Genomic DNA, 15,573 nt, shown 5'->3' on the forward strand with positions numbered 1-15,573 from the left:
GTCAGGCTCCCTGTTTGCGCAGTGCGACGACCGAAGCAGTGATGAACCCGAGGCCGAAAAGGACGAGCACGGCGAGATCAAACCACAAATCCGCGAAGCCGAGCCCCTTGGCGAAGACGCCGACGCTGATCGGCTGATACCAAGCGGCCGGGAAGGCAAGGCCGAGCAGGCGCCCGCTGCCCGAAAGCGACGAGACGGGTACCAGCAGGCCGGAAAAGTTGACTGCCGGAATCATGGCGATGATCGCGGTTGCGAAAATAGCGGCAACTTGGCTTTTCACGAAGCTCGACACGAAAAGGCCGAAGCCGGTGGTAGCGAGAACATAGGCCAGCGAACCGGCGGCGAGCATGACAAACGAACCCTTGAGCGGCACGCCGAAGACGAGCCGGGCAAGGATCACGAGCGAAAGAAAGCTCAGGAACGCGATCACGACATAGGGAAGCTGCTTGCCGAGCAGGAATTCGATCCGGGTGACGGGAGTGGCCCGGAAATTGGCGATCGAGCCGGTCTCCTTCTCCTTGACGATGCCGATGGCGGTCATGATGGCCGGGATCAGCACCAGCATCAGCACGATGACGCTGGGCACGATGGCGTTCACGCTCTTGAACGCCTGATTGTAGCGAAAGCGCGGCTCGATATCGATCGGATAGGGCGAGACAGCCCTGCCATCGCGGCGCATGGCGCCGTCCGCAAGGTAGCTCATCGCCAGACCGGTGACATAACCGCGCGCGGTTTCCGCGCGGAAAGGCATGGCCCCGTCCAGCCAGACCGCGACTTCGGGTTGTCGCTGGCGCAGCAGATCCCGGCCGAAGTTCGGCGGCACCTCGACGGCGAGCTTCAGTTCGCCGCTTCTAAGTCGCGCCTCCATATCGTCCGGCGACGTGATGGGCGGTTGCTCCTCGAAATAGCGCGAGCCTTGGAAACTCTCCAGCAGTTGCCGGCTCTGCGCCGTCTGGTCTTGGTCAAGGGCGGCAAAAGGCAGATGCTCGACATCGAAGGAGATACCGTAGCCGAAGGTCAGCAGCAAAAGTGCCGGTCCGAGAAAAGCAAAGACCAGACGCGCCGGATCCCGCAGGACTTCCAGCGTCTCTCGCCATGCATAGGCCCAAATCCGGCGCGGATCGACAGCCTTTGGCTTCGAAGCCTTCTCCTGGATGGCGGGCACGGACAACGTCGCCTGTCCGGCGTCACTGCCCATCCCCGCCTCTTCGAGCACCGCGACGAAGACGTCCTCCAGCGTCTCCTTCCCGCGTTGCTTTTTCAACTCGGCCGGACTGCCGAGCGCCAGCACCTTGCCCTCGTGCATCAAGGAGATGCGGTCACAGCGTTCCGCCTCGTTCATGAAGTGGGTGGATAGGAAGATGGTGACGCCGTCCTCGCGCGACAGCGCGATGAGAAAGCGCCAGAAGCCGTCGCGGGCGACCGGATCGACGCCGGAGGTCGGCTCGTCGAGGATGAGCACCTCGGGTCTGTGGATGACGGCGACCGCAAGCTGCAGGCGCTGGCGGATGCCGAGTGGCAGGCTTTCCGGCTTGCTGTCGGCGACGTTGCCAAGATCGAAACGGTCCAGCATCTCTTCAATGCGCGGCTCGATCTCTTTGTGCGTGATGCCGAACAATTGCGCGTGCAGCACGAGATTCTGCCGCACGGTCAGTTCACCATAGAGCGAGAAGGATTGCGACATGTAGCCGACGCGCCGTCGGGTCTCCATGTCGCCCGCGTTGAGCGGCTGGCCAAAAAGCGCGGCCTTGCCCTCGGTGGTGGGCAGGAGACCAGTCAGCATCTTCATGGTCGTGCTCTTGCCGCTGCCGTTGGAACCGAGGAAACCGAAAATCTCGCCCTTCTCGATACGGAAGCTGACATGATCGACGGCCGTAAAGGCACCGAAGCGGCGGGTGAGACCATCCGCCTGGATCGCGGGAACACCGTCGTGGAGGATGCGCGGCGTGACCAGCAAAGGCGTATCGGTCTGGCGCACCTCTTTCGGCATGAGCGCGACGAAGGCGCGCTCCAGCGTCGCCTCCCCGGCCTTTTCCCGGATTTCAGCCGGACTGCCGGTCGCGATCACCTGGCCGCCATGCATGGCGGCCAGCCAGTCGAAGCGCTCGGCCTCTTCCATGTAGGCCGTCGCGACAAGAACGCTCATGCCCGGGCGACGCTCACGCATGCGAGCGATAAGGTCCCAGAACTGGCGGCGCGATAGCGGGTCGATACCGGTCGTTGGCTCGTCGAGGATGAGCAGGTCGGGATCGTGGATCAGGGCCGCGCAGATGCCGAGCTTCTGCTTCATTCCACCCGAGAGCTTGCCGACCGGCCGGTCGCGGAACGCGGCGAGGCCGGTGGCGGCGAGAAGCTCGTCGATGTGAGCATGGCGCTGTGCGCTCCCCTGCCCGAACAGCCGGCCGAAGAAGTCGAGGTTTTCTGCGACGCCGAGCGTGGGGTAGAGATTGCGGCCGAGCCCCTGCGGCATATAGGCAATGCGTGCGCCGACCGAACGGCGCTCGCCCGCAACCGTCATGTCACCGCCGAGCACACGGACCTGTCCTTGCTGAACCCGAGTGACACCGGCGGCAATTCCGAGCAAGGTCGACTTGCCCACGCCATCCGGACCGATAAGACCGGCCATGGAACCCGCGGGGATGACCATGTCGACATTGTCAAGCGCCAGCGTCTTGCCGTAGCGGTGAACGACATGCCGGAATTCGAGAACGGCACCGCTCATTGCGGAAGCTTCACGGCAAGCTCGGTGGGCCAGGCCGCTGTCTGATCTGTCCGCACGTAGGACACGCCCCGCACGCCGATCTTCACTCGCGACTCATATTGCTTGAGCAGGCTCGAAGCGATCTGCAGCTTGACGCGGAACATCAGCTTCTCGCGCTCGTCCTGGGTCTCCACGGTCTTGGGCGTGAACTGTGCGTCGGACGCCACGAACGAAACCGTGGCCGGAATCACATATTCGGGGGCAGGATCGAGGATGATCCGCGCCTCATCACCGATCGCAAGGCGGCCAACGGTCTGCGCCGGCAGGAAAACGGTCATGTAGACGTTCGACAGATCGAGCAGCGTGACGATCGGTGCGCCGGCGGCGACCACCTCGCCCGACTGAACGAGCTTGTATTCCACCCGCCCCCGTCGCGGGGCCGTCAAGAGCGAGTCGTCGAGCGAGGATTGAATACGGGCAACGTCGGCGCGCGACGCGTCGGTTGCCGCATGTGCCTCGTCCAGTCCTGCTTCGGCAGCGATGCGTGCGGCCTGCGCCGCTGTGAACTGGCTTTTGCGCAGATCGAGAACCTGCCCGCTGCCATAGCCGCGCGCGTTCAACGTGGATGCGCGGTCATACTCTTGCTGGGCGAGCACAAGCTCGCTATAGCGCTGCGCGATCAGAGCTTCCGCTTCGGCTGCTGACTTTTCAGCCCGGCGGACCTGCGCTTGCGCGCCGGCCATCTGGGCCCGCAGATCGGCCGTATCCATGCGTGCCACCGCGGTAGCGGCGTCGACGGTCTGGCCCTCGTCCACCATAACGTCCGAGACGCGACCGGCAAGCTTGGCCGAAACCAGCACTTCCTCCGCCTCGATGCGTCCGTTGGTCATGGCAATGTTGGCGGGGAGCTGCTCGCCTCCCAGCCGATCCCACAGCGTATGAATCCTGTCGCTGAAGCTCGGCTGATCGGCGGGAAAAACAGGTCCAGCGCTCAAGGTGACGCTTATCGTCAAGGCGGCGGCGAAAAGGGATGAACGAAAATGCGCCAAAAGACAGCTCCAGCGAATGTTTGACCGGGAAAGAACATGTCCCGGCCCCACACCACTATCGCAGCGCCATGGATCCCACTTTGACGCAGATCATACGCAGCCAATGGTCCTTTATGTCGGCCCTCGAATGGAATTGAACCGGGCGACAGGGAGGTTCGCCGTTGGCAGCTCAATCTCGTCCTGGCGATATGCCACCTGCCGCCTCTCCGCTGTTCGCGGCATCATGCCTGTGGACAATCTTGCCTGGAACTCATGCGGTTCAGCGGGCGCCACTGTGCTCTCAAGGCGATGATGATTGTCGGCGACCGATTCGATGTGGAGCGTCTCCGGTCGCTTTGGGCGGTCGATGATCACCGTCGCCGTCACCCGCTGCGCGGGATGGGCAACCGCGGTTGAGGTAAGGTAGAGATCAAGAACCGGTCGTTGCGCCGTGGCAGAGCCCCAACCCTCCCATTTTGCCAATCGACTTATTGGTCGCGACCTACGCTTAGTACGTCTCAGACCTCTTCGTAGTCGCCGCGATCTATCCGGATATAGCCGCCTTCGCCAAGCGCCTCAGGCGTCATTACCTCCGTATCGGGGACGGCTGGAAGTTCCTGGAAGGCACTTGCCCAGTCGTTTTCAAATATCTTGGTGAAATACTCAGCGATGCCCGGATGTGTCAGCCACACGCCCGCTTCGCGGTTTTTCGATACCGCCGCGTCCGACCAGTTCTGCGAACTCACAAGTAGGCTCTTACCGTCGACCACGATCAACTTATTGTGGCAGTGGACGAATTCATCCGTGTTAATGTAGCGAATGTTGTCGGCCAGCTTCAGGCCGTACTCGTCAGCAAGATTCTCCAGGTTTTTCTTTTCCTTTACGATGTCGCTCTTGCTGAACAGCTTGCCCAAAACGATGCGTATGTCGAGGTCGGGAGCCGTATCGCGCGCCTTGGCAATCGCGGCGAGAAGCTTGCCTACAAGCGGCTGTGACGATCTGATATACTGCTGCTCGATCAGAATAGATTTTCGCGCCTTGGCGATAAGAGCAGGCATTACATCCATATAATTATCGGGGCTCAACACTGGCTGGATCGTCAACTCGCCGTCAAGCTGGAATTCCTCGCTCGGGAATATCTCTGCGGGGATATGCTTCGGTGCCGCTTCTATCAGAAAAAATCCGTCATCGACCGGCCGTCGCAACATTTCAGGCACTGCCTCAACCAGAGCCATGTCGGACTCAAGGATGTCGGTGAAAAATTTCGCTAGTTCGGTCGACTTGATAGCAAGACCGGTGTCGCGGTTCCCAGTCCGGAAATGGGCGGTCGCCTGGCCATCCTCGACATTCATCGGGATGCTGTTGGAACTGTAGTTGCCGCTTTGCACCAGCACCCACTCGTCATCGATGACAATAACCTTTTCATGCGAAGAACTGAACACGTGCACGGTCGGATTCGCGCATGACGGCGCCGACACTCCTCGCACTCCCATCTGCACGAGACGATCAAACATATCGCTCTCGATCTTGGTGTCGATGTCGAGCATGAGCGACACCTTCACTTTACGCGCAAGCGCTGCAAGCAAGAGATCTTCCATGTAGGAAGCTGTGAAATCGTAGATGCCGATCAGGATCGACGTCTGTGCGCTTTCGAGCAGCTTCTTTGTCACCGCAAAAGTCGAGTCGGGCGAAGCGTATGCGATAATTTGCTTGTTCACCTGGAAGGTGGGTATGTCGCGCTTGTCATAGCCTTCGAGGCGGCAGCTTCGCGGCACCATTTCTGGAACAGCGATTTCGATTATGGTCTGCTCGGCGACCGCCTGCGCGGCGGCCAAGGCCGGCATGCGAGTCTTCAGGACGTAGGTCGGCATGGCATCCCCCAATCTGCTTCATTGTGCCTCAAACGGCTCCGAATTTTCGATGACGACCGGCACGTCGACCGGCTTTCCTTCATGATTGGTCGTCAGAGTTGTTGGCAAGTCATGCGATTTGCCTGGTTCGACGTACACAACCACAACCCATGATATCGTGCCTCAAGCCAACATCATGAAAAGCCCGCTCAAATTCAGCGTAGGGCACAAGGACATCACGGCAGGCGGGATCGGCGTGAACACGCTACCTTTAGGTGACCCAGCAAAATGGAGGCCAACGGGTATAGGACGTACGTAGAAGACGGCACCGCTACTTTGGTCCACGACGAGAGCCCCGGAATCGCCCCCATGGCGCTATAGTCAAGAAAGCCGGCAAGCGCTTCCTCCTGAGCAATCATTTTTGATCAAAACTCTCCTAACGCAGTTGAAGAAGCCTTGACTGTTTTATAATAATGACATGAGAATGCTTTTCTCTAGCTTCTAATGAATGACTTAGGACAAGATTTCTGGTCGTTGAAAATTTGCGTAGCATCTGGATAAAGGCCCAACCCTCTATATCGGGAATAAACATCTCAGCAGCGATAACGACCATCGTTCTCCTGATGCGACAGATAAGGTGGCAGTGGCAGAGTTGCGTTTGGGGGGCGTCATGCTTCGAAGGGTTCTCGTCGCGATATTGTTGACGGTGTTCGCCACCCAATCCGCTGCGGCCCTGTGGACCGCCAGAAATTCACCCTCGACATCGTCCACAACAAACGCACCAATAGCACTCTAGCGAGTCCGGCAGTCTTTCCGGGTCCTCCGGCGGTAACGGACGCAGATAGTGACATTAGCGGCTCCAGGTCTCAGCACGTTTATTTGCAGACAACGTGACGTCGCCCGCAAATCACCGCTTGGCGGACCTTCAGTAAGCCATTGACAAATAACGATAATGGTGGGCCCGGAGGGACTCGAACCCCCAACCAAGCGGTTATGAGCCGCCGGCTCTGACCATTGAGCTACAGGCCCCACGCCGGCTGGATTAATGTTTTTCCCATCGCGGCACAAGGCTTTCCCGACGGGCTTTTGGAGATCGCCCAAATCAATCCATAATCGCGCCCTACGCGACCCTTGCGACTTGATCGCGGACCAAGGAGATTTTCATGACCAGACACTTTTTGCCCCTCGCGCTCGCCGCCGCGTTCGCTTTTCCGGCGCTGGCTGGGGCCGCCGATCTGCCGACGCCGCCCCGCATCGTCGTGTCGGGCGAAGGCGAAGCGACCGTGGCGCCCGATCTGGCGATCCTGACGCTGAGCGTCATGCGCGAAGCCAAGACCGCGCGCGCCGCACTCGACGCCAACAGCGACGCCATGGCCGCCGTGATCGCGGCGGTGAAGTCGGCCGGCGTCAAGGACCGAGACCTGCAGACCGCCGGCATCCAGATCAACCCGCGCTACAACTACACCAACAAGCCGGACGGCAGCCAGGAGGCCGAACTCGTCGCCTACCAGGTGACCAACACGCTATCGGTGCGCGTGCGCGACGTCGACAAGACCGGCGATATCCTCGACAAGGCTGTGTCGCTCGGCGTCAACCAGGGCGGCGGCATCGCCTTCACCAATGACGACCCGGCGGCCACCGTTACCGAAGCCCGCAAGAAGGCGGTCGCCGACGCCAAGGCCAAGGCCAAAACGCTGGCTGAAGCCGCCGGCGTCAGCCTCGGTCGGGTGCTCGAAATAACGGACCAGAACATCGTGCCAACGCCGATGCCGATCAACGCCAAGGCCTTCGACGCGGCCCGCGCGGCTCCGGTGCAGGCCGGCGAGAATTCCTACAACGTCCAGGTCACCGTTACCTTCGAATTGAAGTAACCGGTTCGGCGATCATGGCCGGGCTCCATCCGGCCCACGATCATCCGACAGCGCAGGCATGAAAAACCCCGCGGGATCGCTCCCGCGGGTTTTTTTCGAGCCGCACCCGTCCGATTGTGACAGGGGCTCCGCTACTCCAGGCTCATCTCCAGAGAAGATGATGCGCCTTCTTGCAAGGCATTAGCGATAGATAACTGGACAGCCGCGCTCGTTGGCGAACACGACCACGACACGATCGCCGTCCTGGCGGCCCATCACCTTGACCGTGCGGCGGTTGACGTCGGCGATGCGGACGCGGTGCGCCCCATGCGCTCGGCCTTGTCGAGGGCGCGGTCGGGCGAACAGCCCCGGCGCCAGCCGGCGTCGCGCCAGTCGTCGCGGCGCCAGTCGTCGCGGCGCTCGTCACGGCGATGGCGATAGCCGTCGTCGCCGGCATAGACGCCGAAGCGCGGGTCGTTGTTGTTGCCGAATCCGAGATACAGGCTGTCGGCATGGACGGGCATGGCCGCCAGCGTGCCGAGGCCGACCAGGGCCGAAAGGGCCGCCGTCTTCACAATGTTGAACATGGTCTTCTCTCCTTGTTGCGGGCTTTCGCCCGTCCTCGTGAACCGATGGTGGGAGAATGCGCCAGCCTGCCTGAACTATTTACGAACTCGCCGTTCATCCACGGTTCATGTGGCAGGAAAAGGGAAAATTGCCGGCCCCCTTCATTTTGCCGTCTGCTCGAACAACGTCCGGCCGAACGCATTGCGCCGGCGCCGGGTGCCCGCGCCCCGAGCCGCGATACGGCCGTTCTGGACAAGCCTTCATCCCGCAGGCTCGCCGCGCTGGCGCGAATCCTATGGCTCGTCGTCGAGCATATAGTCAAAATAGTCTTCCGGCTCGGCCAGCTCGGTCTCGCTCGCCTTGACCCGGCCGCGCATCGAAATTCCGGCCTCGTGCACGGTCTCGGCACTGCCCGAAACCAGCCGGTGCCACCAGTAGAGATCGCGGCCCTCGGCCACCAGCCGGTAGGCGCAGGTGCTGGGCAGCCAGCTGATGGTGCCCACATTCTGCGGCGTCAATCCGACGCAGTCGGGAACGCGCGCCAGCCGGTTGGCATAATCCGAGCAGCGGCAGGTCTGCGCGTCGAACAGCCGGCAGCCGACACTGGTCCAGTAGATCTCGCCGGTATCCTCGTCCTCGAGCTTGGACAAGCAGCATTTGCCGCAGCCGTCGCACAACGACTCCCACTCGGCCGGGCTCATCGCCTCCAGCGTCTTGGCTTTCCAGAACGGCTTTTCCATTGCGCCGATGATGTGGCCCTCGCCTGGGCCAAGGTCAAGCACCTCGATGACAGCAAGAGCAATTCAGGAAGCGTGAATCGGTTTTCCGTCCGAAATCGAGAGAGCGATTTGACGTTTCCGCGGAACGGAGAGCCGCTCTTGCGCCGCCGCACCATAGGAAAAACATGAAGTCGCCTTCAAAACGCCGGCCAATCGTCCTTCGTTGCCGGTAATGCCCGCAAACCGGAACCAATGTGATTGATGAAGGTTTGGGCAAGGATGGGACCCCACAAGGAGAAATTCGATGAAACGCCAACCACGGATTTTGGCAGGCACCGCACTTGGCCTGCTGATGGCATCCGCGCCGTTGGGCGCGTCCCCGCTTCAGGGAAGCGCCGCGTTCGGCCCTATGCAACGCGGAGCGACACCGCTGGTCCTGGCGCAGGACGCGCCCGCCGAGGACGGACAGCCGACCGAACAGGAGTTGCCGCGCAAGAAAAAGCGCGAACAGCAACAGCAGACCGAGCAGGCGCCAGCCGAGCAGGCCGCACCGGCCGCCGAGGAGCAGCAACCGCGCAGGAAGAAACGCAACCAGCAGCAGACCGAGCAGGCGCCGGCCGAGCAGGCCGCACCGGCCGCCGAGGAGCAGCAACCGCGCAGGAAGAAGCGCGACCAGCAACAGCAGACCGAACAGGCGCCGGCACCGGCCAACGACAACCAGCCGGAAGCCAATCCGCGCAGGAAGCTCAAGCAAGGCCAACAGGAGGCCTCGCCCACCGAACAGGCGCCCGCTGCGCCGGAAGCCGTCCCGACACCGAAGGAAGCTCCCGCCGCCGAACAACCCGCGGCGCAAGGCGAGCAGCCTCAGGACAAGACGAAAAAGCGCGGTCGCAAACCCGCCGGCGAGCAGCCTGCGACTGGCGAACAGCCCGCGACGGGTGAACAACCGGCAGCCGGCGAACAGCCGGCCGCAAGTAGCAAGGCAGCGCCCGTCGAAGGTGAAAATCCCGTACAGGGCGAGGCACCCGCCGATAAGAACGCTGCCCCGATCCTCGACAGCCAGAAGGAGGCTGTGCGCAAGGGCCGCGGTGAGAACGGCCAGGGCGGCAGGAGACCCGCCAATCAAAATGGCGAGCAGCAGAATGGTGGGCAAAACGCCCAGCAAGGCGCCGATCAGAGCCGCAAGCCCATGACCGCCCCCGTCGAACAAGGCCCGCCTCCAACCGACGACAGAGCCGCCCAGCAGGAGATCAAGCCCGAGAAGATCGTCCCGGCGACGCAGGAAAAGGGCCAGCGGGTCGAACGTGCGCCCAACGAGAACATCCGCGACCGCCGCCGCCCGAAGGGTGTCGACGTGCTTAAGGAGATCGGCGACCGCGTTATCATCCAGCTCAATAACGAGACATTCGTCCAGAGCAATGATGCCCCGCGCATGACCCGCGGTGCCAGGGAAGTCTACTATGAGGATCTGCCGGAAGGCCGCTCGCGCGAGACGGTGGAACGCGACAACGGCATCCGGATCGTCACCATCCGCAACCGCTATGGCGACGTCATCCAGCGTTCGCGCATCACGTCCGACGGGCGCGAATACGTCCTGAGCTATGTCGACGAGCGCGACTATCAGGACGAGGACGACTGGCGCGATCCGGGCGACGACCTGCCGCCGATGCGGCTAACCATCCCGCGCCGGGAATACATCCTCGATTCCGAGGAGGTCGAAAGCCCGGACGACTACTATACCTTCCTCGAACAGCCGCCGGTGGAAAGGGTCCAGCGCCTCTATTCGATCGACGAGGTCAAGCGCTCGGCTCGCGTTCGCGACATTGCGCGGCGCATCGATCTCGACACGCTGAACTTCGAATTCGGCTCGTCCTCGATTTCCGACACCGAGGTGCAGAAGCTGGAGGGTGTCGCCAGCGCGATGGAGAAGCTGTTGAAGAAGAACCCGGCGGAGACCTTCCTGATCGAAGGCCACACCGACGCCGTCGGCACGCCGGAGGCGAACCTCGCTCTGTCGGACCGCCGCGCCGAAGCGGTCGCCGAAGCGCTGACCAACGCCTTCGGCATTCCGCCTGAGAACCTGACGACGCAGGGCTATGGCGAGCAGTATCTGAAGGTCAACACCTCGGCGCCCAATCGTGAGAACCGACGCGTCGCCATCCGCCGCATTACTCCGCTGGTGGCGCCGGTTGCCAGCAACAATTGATCTGCTTTTCCAGAGGCTTGAGGGGGCCTCTGGAATCAGGTCGGCAGGAAAGGCCCATCCCGGCAAGCCGGGATCGGCGCACCTGTGGGCAACGGTCCGGTTCAACAAGAATTGTCCTGGCATTAGGCCCCGCTCATTGAAACGCGAGGTGGCCTACCCCAGATTCAGGACTGGGCGTTCCCTGCCCCGTCCCGACTCCAGCGGGACGCATTGAGCCCCGCCGGCCCTCTCCGGCGGGGCTTTTTGCTTGCAAACTTTATCTTGCAAAAAGGGGCGAGCTGACCGAACGAGGCGGCGGCGGCGCGATCCCCGTCAGTAGATGCTCTTGATGCTGGTCTCCGTCCGAGCAAACACTTCGTCCGGCACAAAAAAGTCGCCGGCCAGCGGCCCGGATGCTCCTGGCGCATAGGCTGAAAAATCGCTGACGCCCTCGGCGCGCAGCACCTCTTCGTCGATGTAGAAATTGCCAGTCGCCTCGCGCGACGGCCGCATGAAGATGGCGTGCGCGGCATCGGCCATGATGTCGGGGGAACGGCTCATCGCCGCTACCGTCGCACCACCCAACAGGTTGCGCACCGCGGCCGTGTCGATGGTCGAGATCGGCCACAGCGAGTTGACGGCGATGCCGTCTTTGGCGAACTCCGCGCTCATGCCCAGCGTGCACATCGATATGCCGAACTTGGCCATCGTGTAGGCAACGTGATTCTTGAACCATTTGGCCTTCATGTCGAGCGGCGGTGCCAGATTCAGGATGTGAGCATTCCCGGCCAACTTCAGGTGCGGAATGCACATTTTGGAGACGAGGAATGTGCCGCGCGTGTTGATCTGATGCATCAGGTCGTAGCGCTTCATGTCGGTTTCCAGCGTGCCGGTGAGCTGGATGGCGCTAGCATTGTTGACGCAGATATCGATGCCGCCAAACTTTTCCACGGTCTTGGCAACAGCCTCGGCCACCTGCGCCTCCTCGCGGATGTCGCACAGCACCGGCAGCGCCTTGCCGCCGGCCTGCTCGATCTCTTCAGCCGCGGTGTAGATCGTGCCCGGCAGCTTCGGATGCGGCTCGGCGGTCTTGGCGGCGATCGTCACATTGGCGCCGTCGCGCGCGGCGCGCAACGCGATCGCCAGCCCGATGCCACGCGATCCGCCGGAGATGAACAGCGTCTTTCCCTTGAGCGACATTTTTCCTCCGCGTCGTCTGTGCCTCTTCCACGCGATCCTTGCCCGCGCCGCTGCCCGATACAAGAGCTTGCAGTGCGAGGCCATGGTGACGTAGCGGAGGCCGGCGCAGGTCTCCGCTCGAAACTTGTCGGACTTATCGGGCACGCTATCTATATTCTATAAAAACAGGTAGATTATAGAATGGCGCTGTCGATCAAGAACATGGAAGTCGAACAATTGGCGCGGGAGCTCGCCCGCCGCCGCCGCGTGTCGGTAACGGAGGCGATCCGCCAGAGCCTCGAGCGCGAGGTCGCACGCGAACGGCTGGTGCCGCGCGACGACGCCAGCGACCTGTTTCAGCGACTGATGGCGATCTCCGACAGTGCCGGAAATGTCCCCAAACGCAAAAATGCGATGACCGACGTCGAAGTCCTCGGTTACGATGAGTTCGGAATCCCGACGAAATGATCATCGATTCCTCGGCCCTTGTCGCCATTCTGCGTGCGGAGCCAGGCCACGAGCGTCTCGTGCAGGCGACCGCGCAAGCCAAGAGACGGCTGCTGGCGGCGCCGACCTTTCTTGAAACGACGATGGTGCTTGCAGGCGGCTGGCAGGATGAAATCCTGGATCGCCTCGACGACTTCCTGCGCACCGCCTCGATCGAGACGATCCCGTTCACAGCCGACCATGCTGCCGTCGCCCGTCAGGCCTTCCTGCGCTACGGCAAGGGCCGGCATCCGGCGGCGCTGAACTTCGGCGACTGCATCGCCTATGCCACGGCGCGCCTGGAAGCCATGCCGCTGCTGTTCAAGAGTAACGATTTCCGGCTGACCGATATTGAATCGGCTGTATGATCGATATCAGACCAGCACCAGCCCCTGCCGCATGGCGATGGCAATCGCATCGGTGCGATTGGCAGCTCCGAGCTTGATCAGGATCGCGGCGACGTGGAATTTCGCCGTGTGCACGGAAATATTCAGCCGCCGCGCGATCACCTTGTTGGGCGCGCCCTCGGCCAGCAGCGCCAACACTTCCGCTTCGCGCGGCGACAGCGCCGGGCGGGCGGCGTGCTCGTCGGAAGCCTCATCCTCGAACGGCTCGCCTTCCCCGGCACGGAAATCGTCGTGTCGCCCGCGGCCGCCGTCGCCCGACACGCTATAGCCGGCCGCGGCCAACCGCACCGCCGCGGCGAGCAAAAGATCATCCGCGCCGGCAGGCATTATGGCCAGCACCTCGCCGGTGGGCCGCTCATCGGTGGCGCGCGCCGACAACAGCACTCGTGGAATGGCGGCGGGCACGGCATCACCGCTCCTGTCGTCGATGATGGCAACGTCGGCGGCCCCGGCCAGGACCGGCAACAGGTCGTCGCTCTGGGCAAGCGAGGCGGCCAAGCGCTCGGCGCGCGACGCGTCGCCAAGCGCAATCAACACCACCAGCCGCCGCGAGGCGGCACCGTCACCAATGATCCGGTCGCTGGCGAGCCTGTCCATCGATCCTCTCAGGAAAGCGGCTTTTCGCCGACCGTCAGCGCGACGTCGCGCTGTTCGCCGCCGCGCACCACACCGAGCGTCACCGGAGCACCGGCGCTGTCGGGGCCGAGCCTGCGGATCAGGTCGCGCGGGCCAAGCACCGCCTCGCCGTTCCATGCCACGATGATGTCGCCGAGGGAAAGGCCGGCGGCCTTGGCCGGGCCATCCTCGTCAAGGCTCATGACCATAGCGCCTCGTGCGTCGCGGTCGCGCACCGGATGCAAGCCGGCACCGAGATAGCCGCGCGCGACATGGCCCTTGTCGCGCAAGGTCGCGACCGCCCGCTCGATCGTCTCGTAAGGCATGACCAGCGCCCGGTGACGCGGCCCGAACAGAAGCATGCCGATCAGCGCACCCTTGACGTCGAGCACCGGGCCGCCCTCGAAGCGGCCGCCGGCGCCGACGGCCAGATTGATGCGCCGGTCGATAGTGCCGCCGCGCATCGAGCGCCAGGCCGGGCCGACCTCGCCAACCGAGCCCGAGACGGCCAGAGCGGAACCGTCGCTGTTGCCGATCGCGATGGCGATGTTGCCGGGCCGCACCGCATCCGCCTTTGCGAGCGGCGCGGCGGTGACGGCAGTCGCCGGCTTCAGCAGGGCCACCCCGGTCGAGGGATCGCGGCCAACAAGCTCGGCCTTCACCGTCTCGCCTGAGGCCAGCGTCAGTTCGATCTCCTCGCCGGCCTCGACAGCCTCCTCGGCGGTGACGAAATAGCCGTCGCGCCAGTAGAACGCGCTTGCCGTGCGGTGATGATGCGTGGCGAAGCTTGCCGTCGCCGGCGCTGCCTTGGCGGCAAGATCGGCGATGGCTTCGGAAAACGCACTCAGGTTGAAATCGGTCATATCGGTCTCCTGGGTTTTTTTCATGCCCCAGATATCGCTCGACAGCGCGCCCGAAGGTACTCGCCTGACGGCTAGTTGCTGGTTTGACTGCCATCTGGTCAGGTCGCGGCGGTTGTAGCTGCTCCGCACATATAGTCATCCTCATGCCTGATGACACGGAGCCCGCCATGGCCCTCGCCGCCACGAAATTCCAATCAGATGACACGCTGCTCGATACCTATTCAATGACGGTGGCCGACGCGGTCGACCGCATCGGTCCGGCCGTCTGCCGCATCGAGCGTATCGGTGGCCAGGGCGGCCATGGTTCAGGTTTCGTCATTACGCCGGACGGGCTGGTCATCACCAACTTTCACGTGGTGGGCGATGCTAAAACGGTGCGTGTGTCGATGCCGGACGGCGCCTCGCGGGAGGGCCACGTCCTCGGCCGCGATCCCGACACCGACATCGCGCTGGTGCGTGCCGACGGCAGCTTCGCCGATGTGGCGCCGCTCGGCGATTCCAAGCGGCTGCGGCGCGGCCAGATCGCGATCGCCATCGGCAATCCTCTGGGCTTCGAATGGACCGTCACGTCCGGCGTCGTCTCGGCCCTCGGCCGCTCGATGCGCGCCTCGACCGGCCGGCTGATCGACGATGTCATCCAGACCGATGCCGCGCTCAACCCCGGCAATTCCGGCGGGCCGCTGGTGTCGTCGGCGGGCGAGGTCATCGGCGTCAACACCGCCATGATCCACGGCGCGCAAGGCATCGCCTTCGCCGTCGCGTCCAACACCGCCAACTTCGTCATTTCGGAGATCATCCGCTTTGGCCGCGTGCGCCGCGCCTTCATCGGCGTCTCGGCCGACACCGTCAACTTGCCGCGCCGCGCCGCCCTTCTATCGCAAGTGTCGACCAGCACCGCTGTGCGGTTGCGCAGCGTCGAGAAAGACGGCCCGGCGGTCCAGGCCGGACTCAGGGAAGGCGACATCATCGCCGCCATCGACGGCCGCCCGGTCACCGGCGTCGACGACCTGGTACGATTGCTTGACGCCGAGCGCATCGGCCGCGAGACGCTGTGCACCGTCGTGCGCCGCACCGGCATCAGCCAGGTGACGGTGACGCCGGTGGCGCGCAGCTGACATCTATC

At 63.0% G+C, this 15,573-nt stretch carries 12 protein-coding genes, 1 tRNA gene and 1 pseudogene; 5 read left to right on the plus strand and 9 right to left on the minus strand.

Features of this window, described 5'->3' with window-relative positions:
- Position 1: 1 nt before the first annotated feature.
- The 4 genes from rbbA to NKI49_RS07090 all read right to left on the minus strand — a co-directional run bounded on the left by rbbA (position 2) and on the right by NKI49_RS07090 (position 6,608).
- Positions 2-2,722 carry a ribosome-associated ATPase/putative transporter RbbA gene (rbbA, locus tag NKI49_RS07075; protein ID WP_352606237.1) on the minus strand — a complete coding sequence of 907 codons (2,721 nt, stop codon included), beginning with the start codon at positions 2,720-2,722 and terminating at the stop codon, positions 2-4.
- Positions 2,719-3,750: an HlyD family secretion protein gene (locus tag NKI49_RS07080; protein ID WP_352606235.1), complete on the minus strand. Its 1,032-nt coding sequence runs from the start codon at positions 3,748-3,750 to the stop codon at positions 2,719-2,721. The genes rbbA and NKI49_RS07080 overlap by 4 nt, the downstream gene beginning before the upstream one ends.
- Positions 3,751-4,247: 497 nt before the next feature.
- Positions 4,248-5,600, minus strand: a complete 1,353-nt coding sequence (locus tag NKI49_RS07085) for a phospholipase D-like domain-containing protein (RefSeq protein ID WP_352606233.1) — start codon at positions 5,598-5,600, stop codon at positions 4,248-4,250.
- 932 nt (positions 5,601-6,532) lie between these two features.
- A tRNA-Ile gene (locus NKI49_RS07090) sits at positions 6,533-6,608 on the minus strand.
- A gap of 134 nt (positions 6,609-6,742) precedes the next feature.
- On the opposite strand from NKI49_RS07090, the gene NKI49_RS07095 reads away from it, so the two are divergent.
- A complete protein-coding gene (locus NKI49_RS07095) occupies positions 6,743-7,450 on the plus strand; it encodes an SIMPL domain-containing protein (protein ID WP_352606231.1) in 708 nt (235 codons plus the stop codon).
- Positions 7,451-7,630: 180 nt separating this feature from the next.
- Here NKI49_RS07095 and NKI49_RS07100 read toward each other — a convergent pair.
- Both NKI49_RS07100 and NKI49_RS07105 read right to left on the minus strand, forming a co-directional pair.
- Positions 7,631-8,016 (minus strand): annotated as a pseudogene (locus NKI49_RS07100) (hypothetical protein).
- 273 nt (positions 8,017-8,289) lie between these two features.
- A complete protein-coding gene (locus NKI49_RS07105) occupies positions 8,290-8,736 on the minus strand; it encodes a YcgN family cysteine cluster protein (RefSeq protein WP_027026793.1) in 447 nt (148 codons plus the stop codon).
- A 283-nt stretch (positions 8,737-9,019) separates the two neighbouring features.
- On the opposite strand from NKI49_RS07105, the gene NKI49_RS07110 reads away from it, so the two are divergent.
- Positions 9,020-10,921 carry an OmpA family protein gene (locus tag NKI49_RS07110; RefSeq protein ID WP_352695583.1) on the plus strand — a complete coding sequence of 634 codons (1,902 nt, stop codon included), beginning with the start codon at positions 9,020-9,022 and terminating at the stop codon, positions 10,919-10,921.
- A 312-nt stretch (positions 10,922-11,233) separates the two neighbouring features.
- Here NKI49_RS07110 and NKI49_RS07115 read toward each other — a convergent pair whose 3' ends face one another.
- Positions 11,234-12,100: an SDR family oxidoreductase gene (locus tag NKI49_RS07115; RefSeq protein ID WP_352607729.1), complete on the minus strand. Its 867-nt coding sequence runs from the start codon at positions 12,098-12,100 to the stop codon at positions 11,234-11,236.
- Positions 12,101-12,280: 180 nt separating this feature from the next.
- On the opposite strand from NKI49_RS07115, the gene NKI49_RS07120 reads away from it, so the two are divergent.
- Both NKI49_RS07120 and NKI49_RS07125 read left to right on the plus strand, forming a co-directional pair.
- Positions 12,281-12,547, plus strand: a complete 267-nt coding sequence (locus NKI49_RS07120) for a type II toxin-antitoxin system VapB family antitoxin (RefSeq protein ID WP_352607732.1) — start codon at positions 12,281-12,283, stop codon at positions 12,545-12,547.
- The gene (locus tag NKI49_RS07125; RefSeq protein ID WP_352607735.1) at positions 12,544-12,933 is read left to right on the plus strand and encodes a type II toxin-antitoxin system VapC family toxin; all 390 of its coding nucleotides are present in this window, start codon (positions 12,544-12,546) and stop codon (positions 12,931-12,933) included. Before NKI49_RS07120 ends, NKI49_RS07125 begins: the two co-directional genes overlap by 4 nt.
- Positions 12,934-12,939: 6 nt before the next feature.
- Here the strand turns inward: NKI49_RS07125 and NKI49_RS07130 are convergent, their stop codons facing one another.
- Together NKI49_RS07130 and NKI49_RS07135 are read right to left on the minus strand one after the other, a co-directional pair.
- A complete protein-coding gene (locus NKI49_RS07130) occupies positions 12,940-13,569 on the minus strand; it encodes a helix-turn-helix transcriptional regulator (RefSeq protein ID WP_352695585.1) in 630 nt (209 codons plus the stop codon).
- Between the two features lie 8 nt (positions 13,570-13,577).
- Positions 13,578-14,450, minus strand: coding sequence for a S1C family serine protease (locus NKI49_RS07135; RefSeq protein ID WP_352607741.1), 873 nt, complete (start codon positions 14,448-14,450; stop codon positions 13,578-13,580).
- Positions 14,451-14,617: 167 nt separating this feature from the next.
- On the opposite strand from NKI49_RS07135, the gene NKI49_RS07140 reads away from it, so the two are divergent.
- Positions 14,618-15,565, plus strand: a complete 948-nt coding sequence (locus tag NKI49_RS07140) for a S1C family serine protease (protein WP_352607744.1) — start codon at positions 14,618-14,620, stop codon at positions 15,563-15,565.
- Positions 15,566-15,573 lie beyond the last annotated feature (8 nt).

Origin of the sequence: Mesorhizobium sp. M0587 (genome assembly GCF_040320945.1) — a bacterium.
GTDB lineage: Bacteria > Pseudomonadota > Alphaproteobacteria > Rhizobiales > Rhizobiaceae > Mesorhizobium.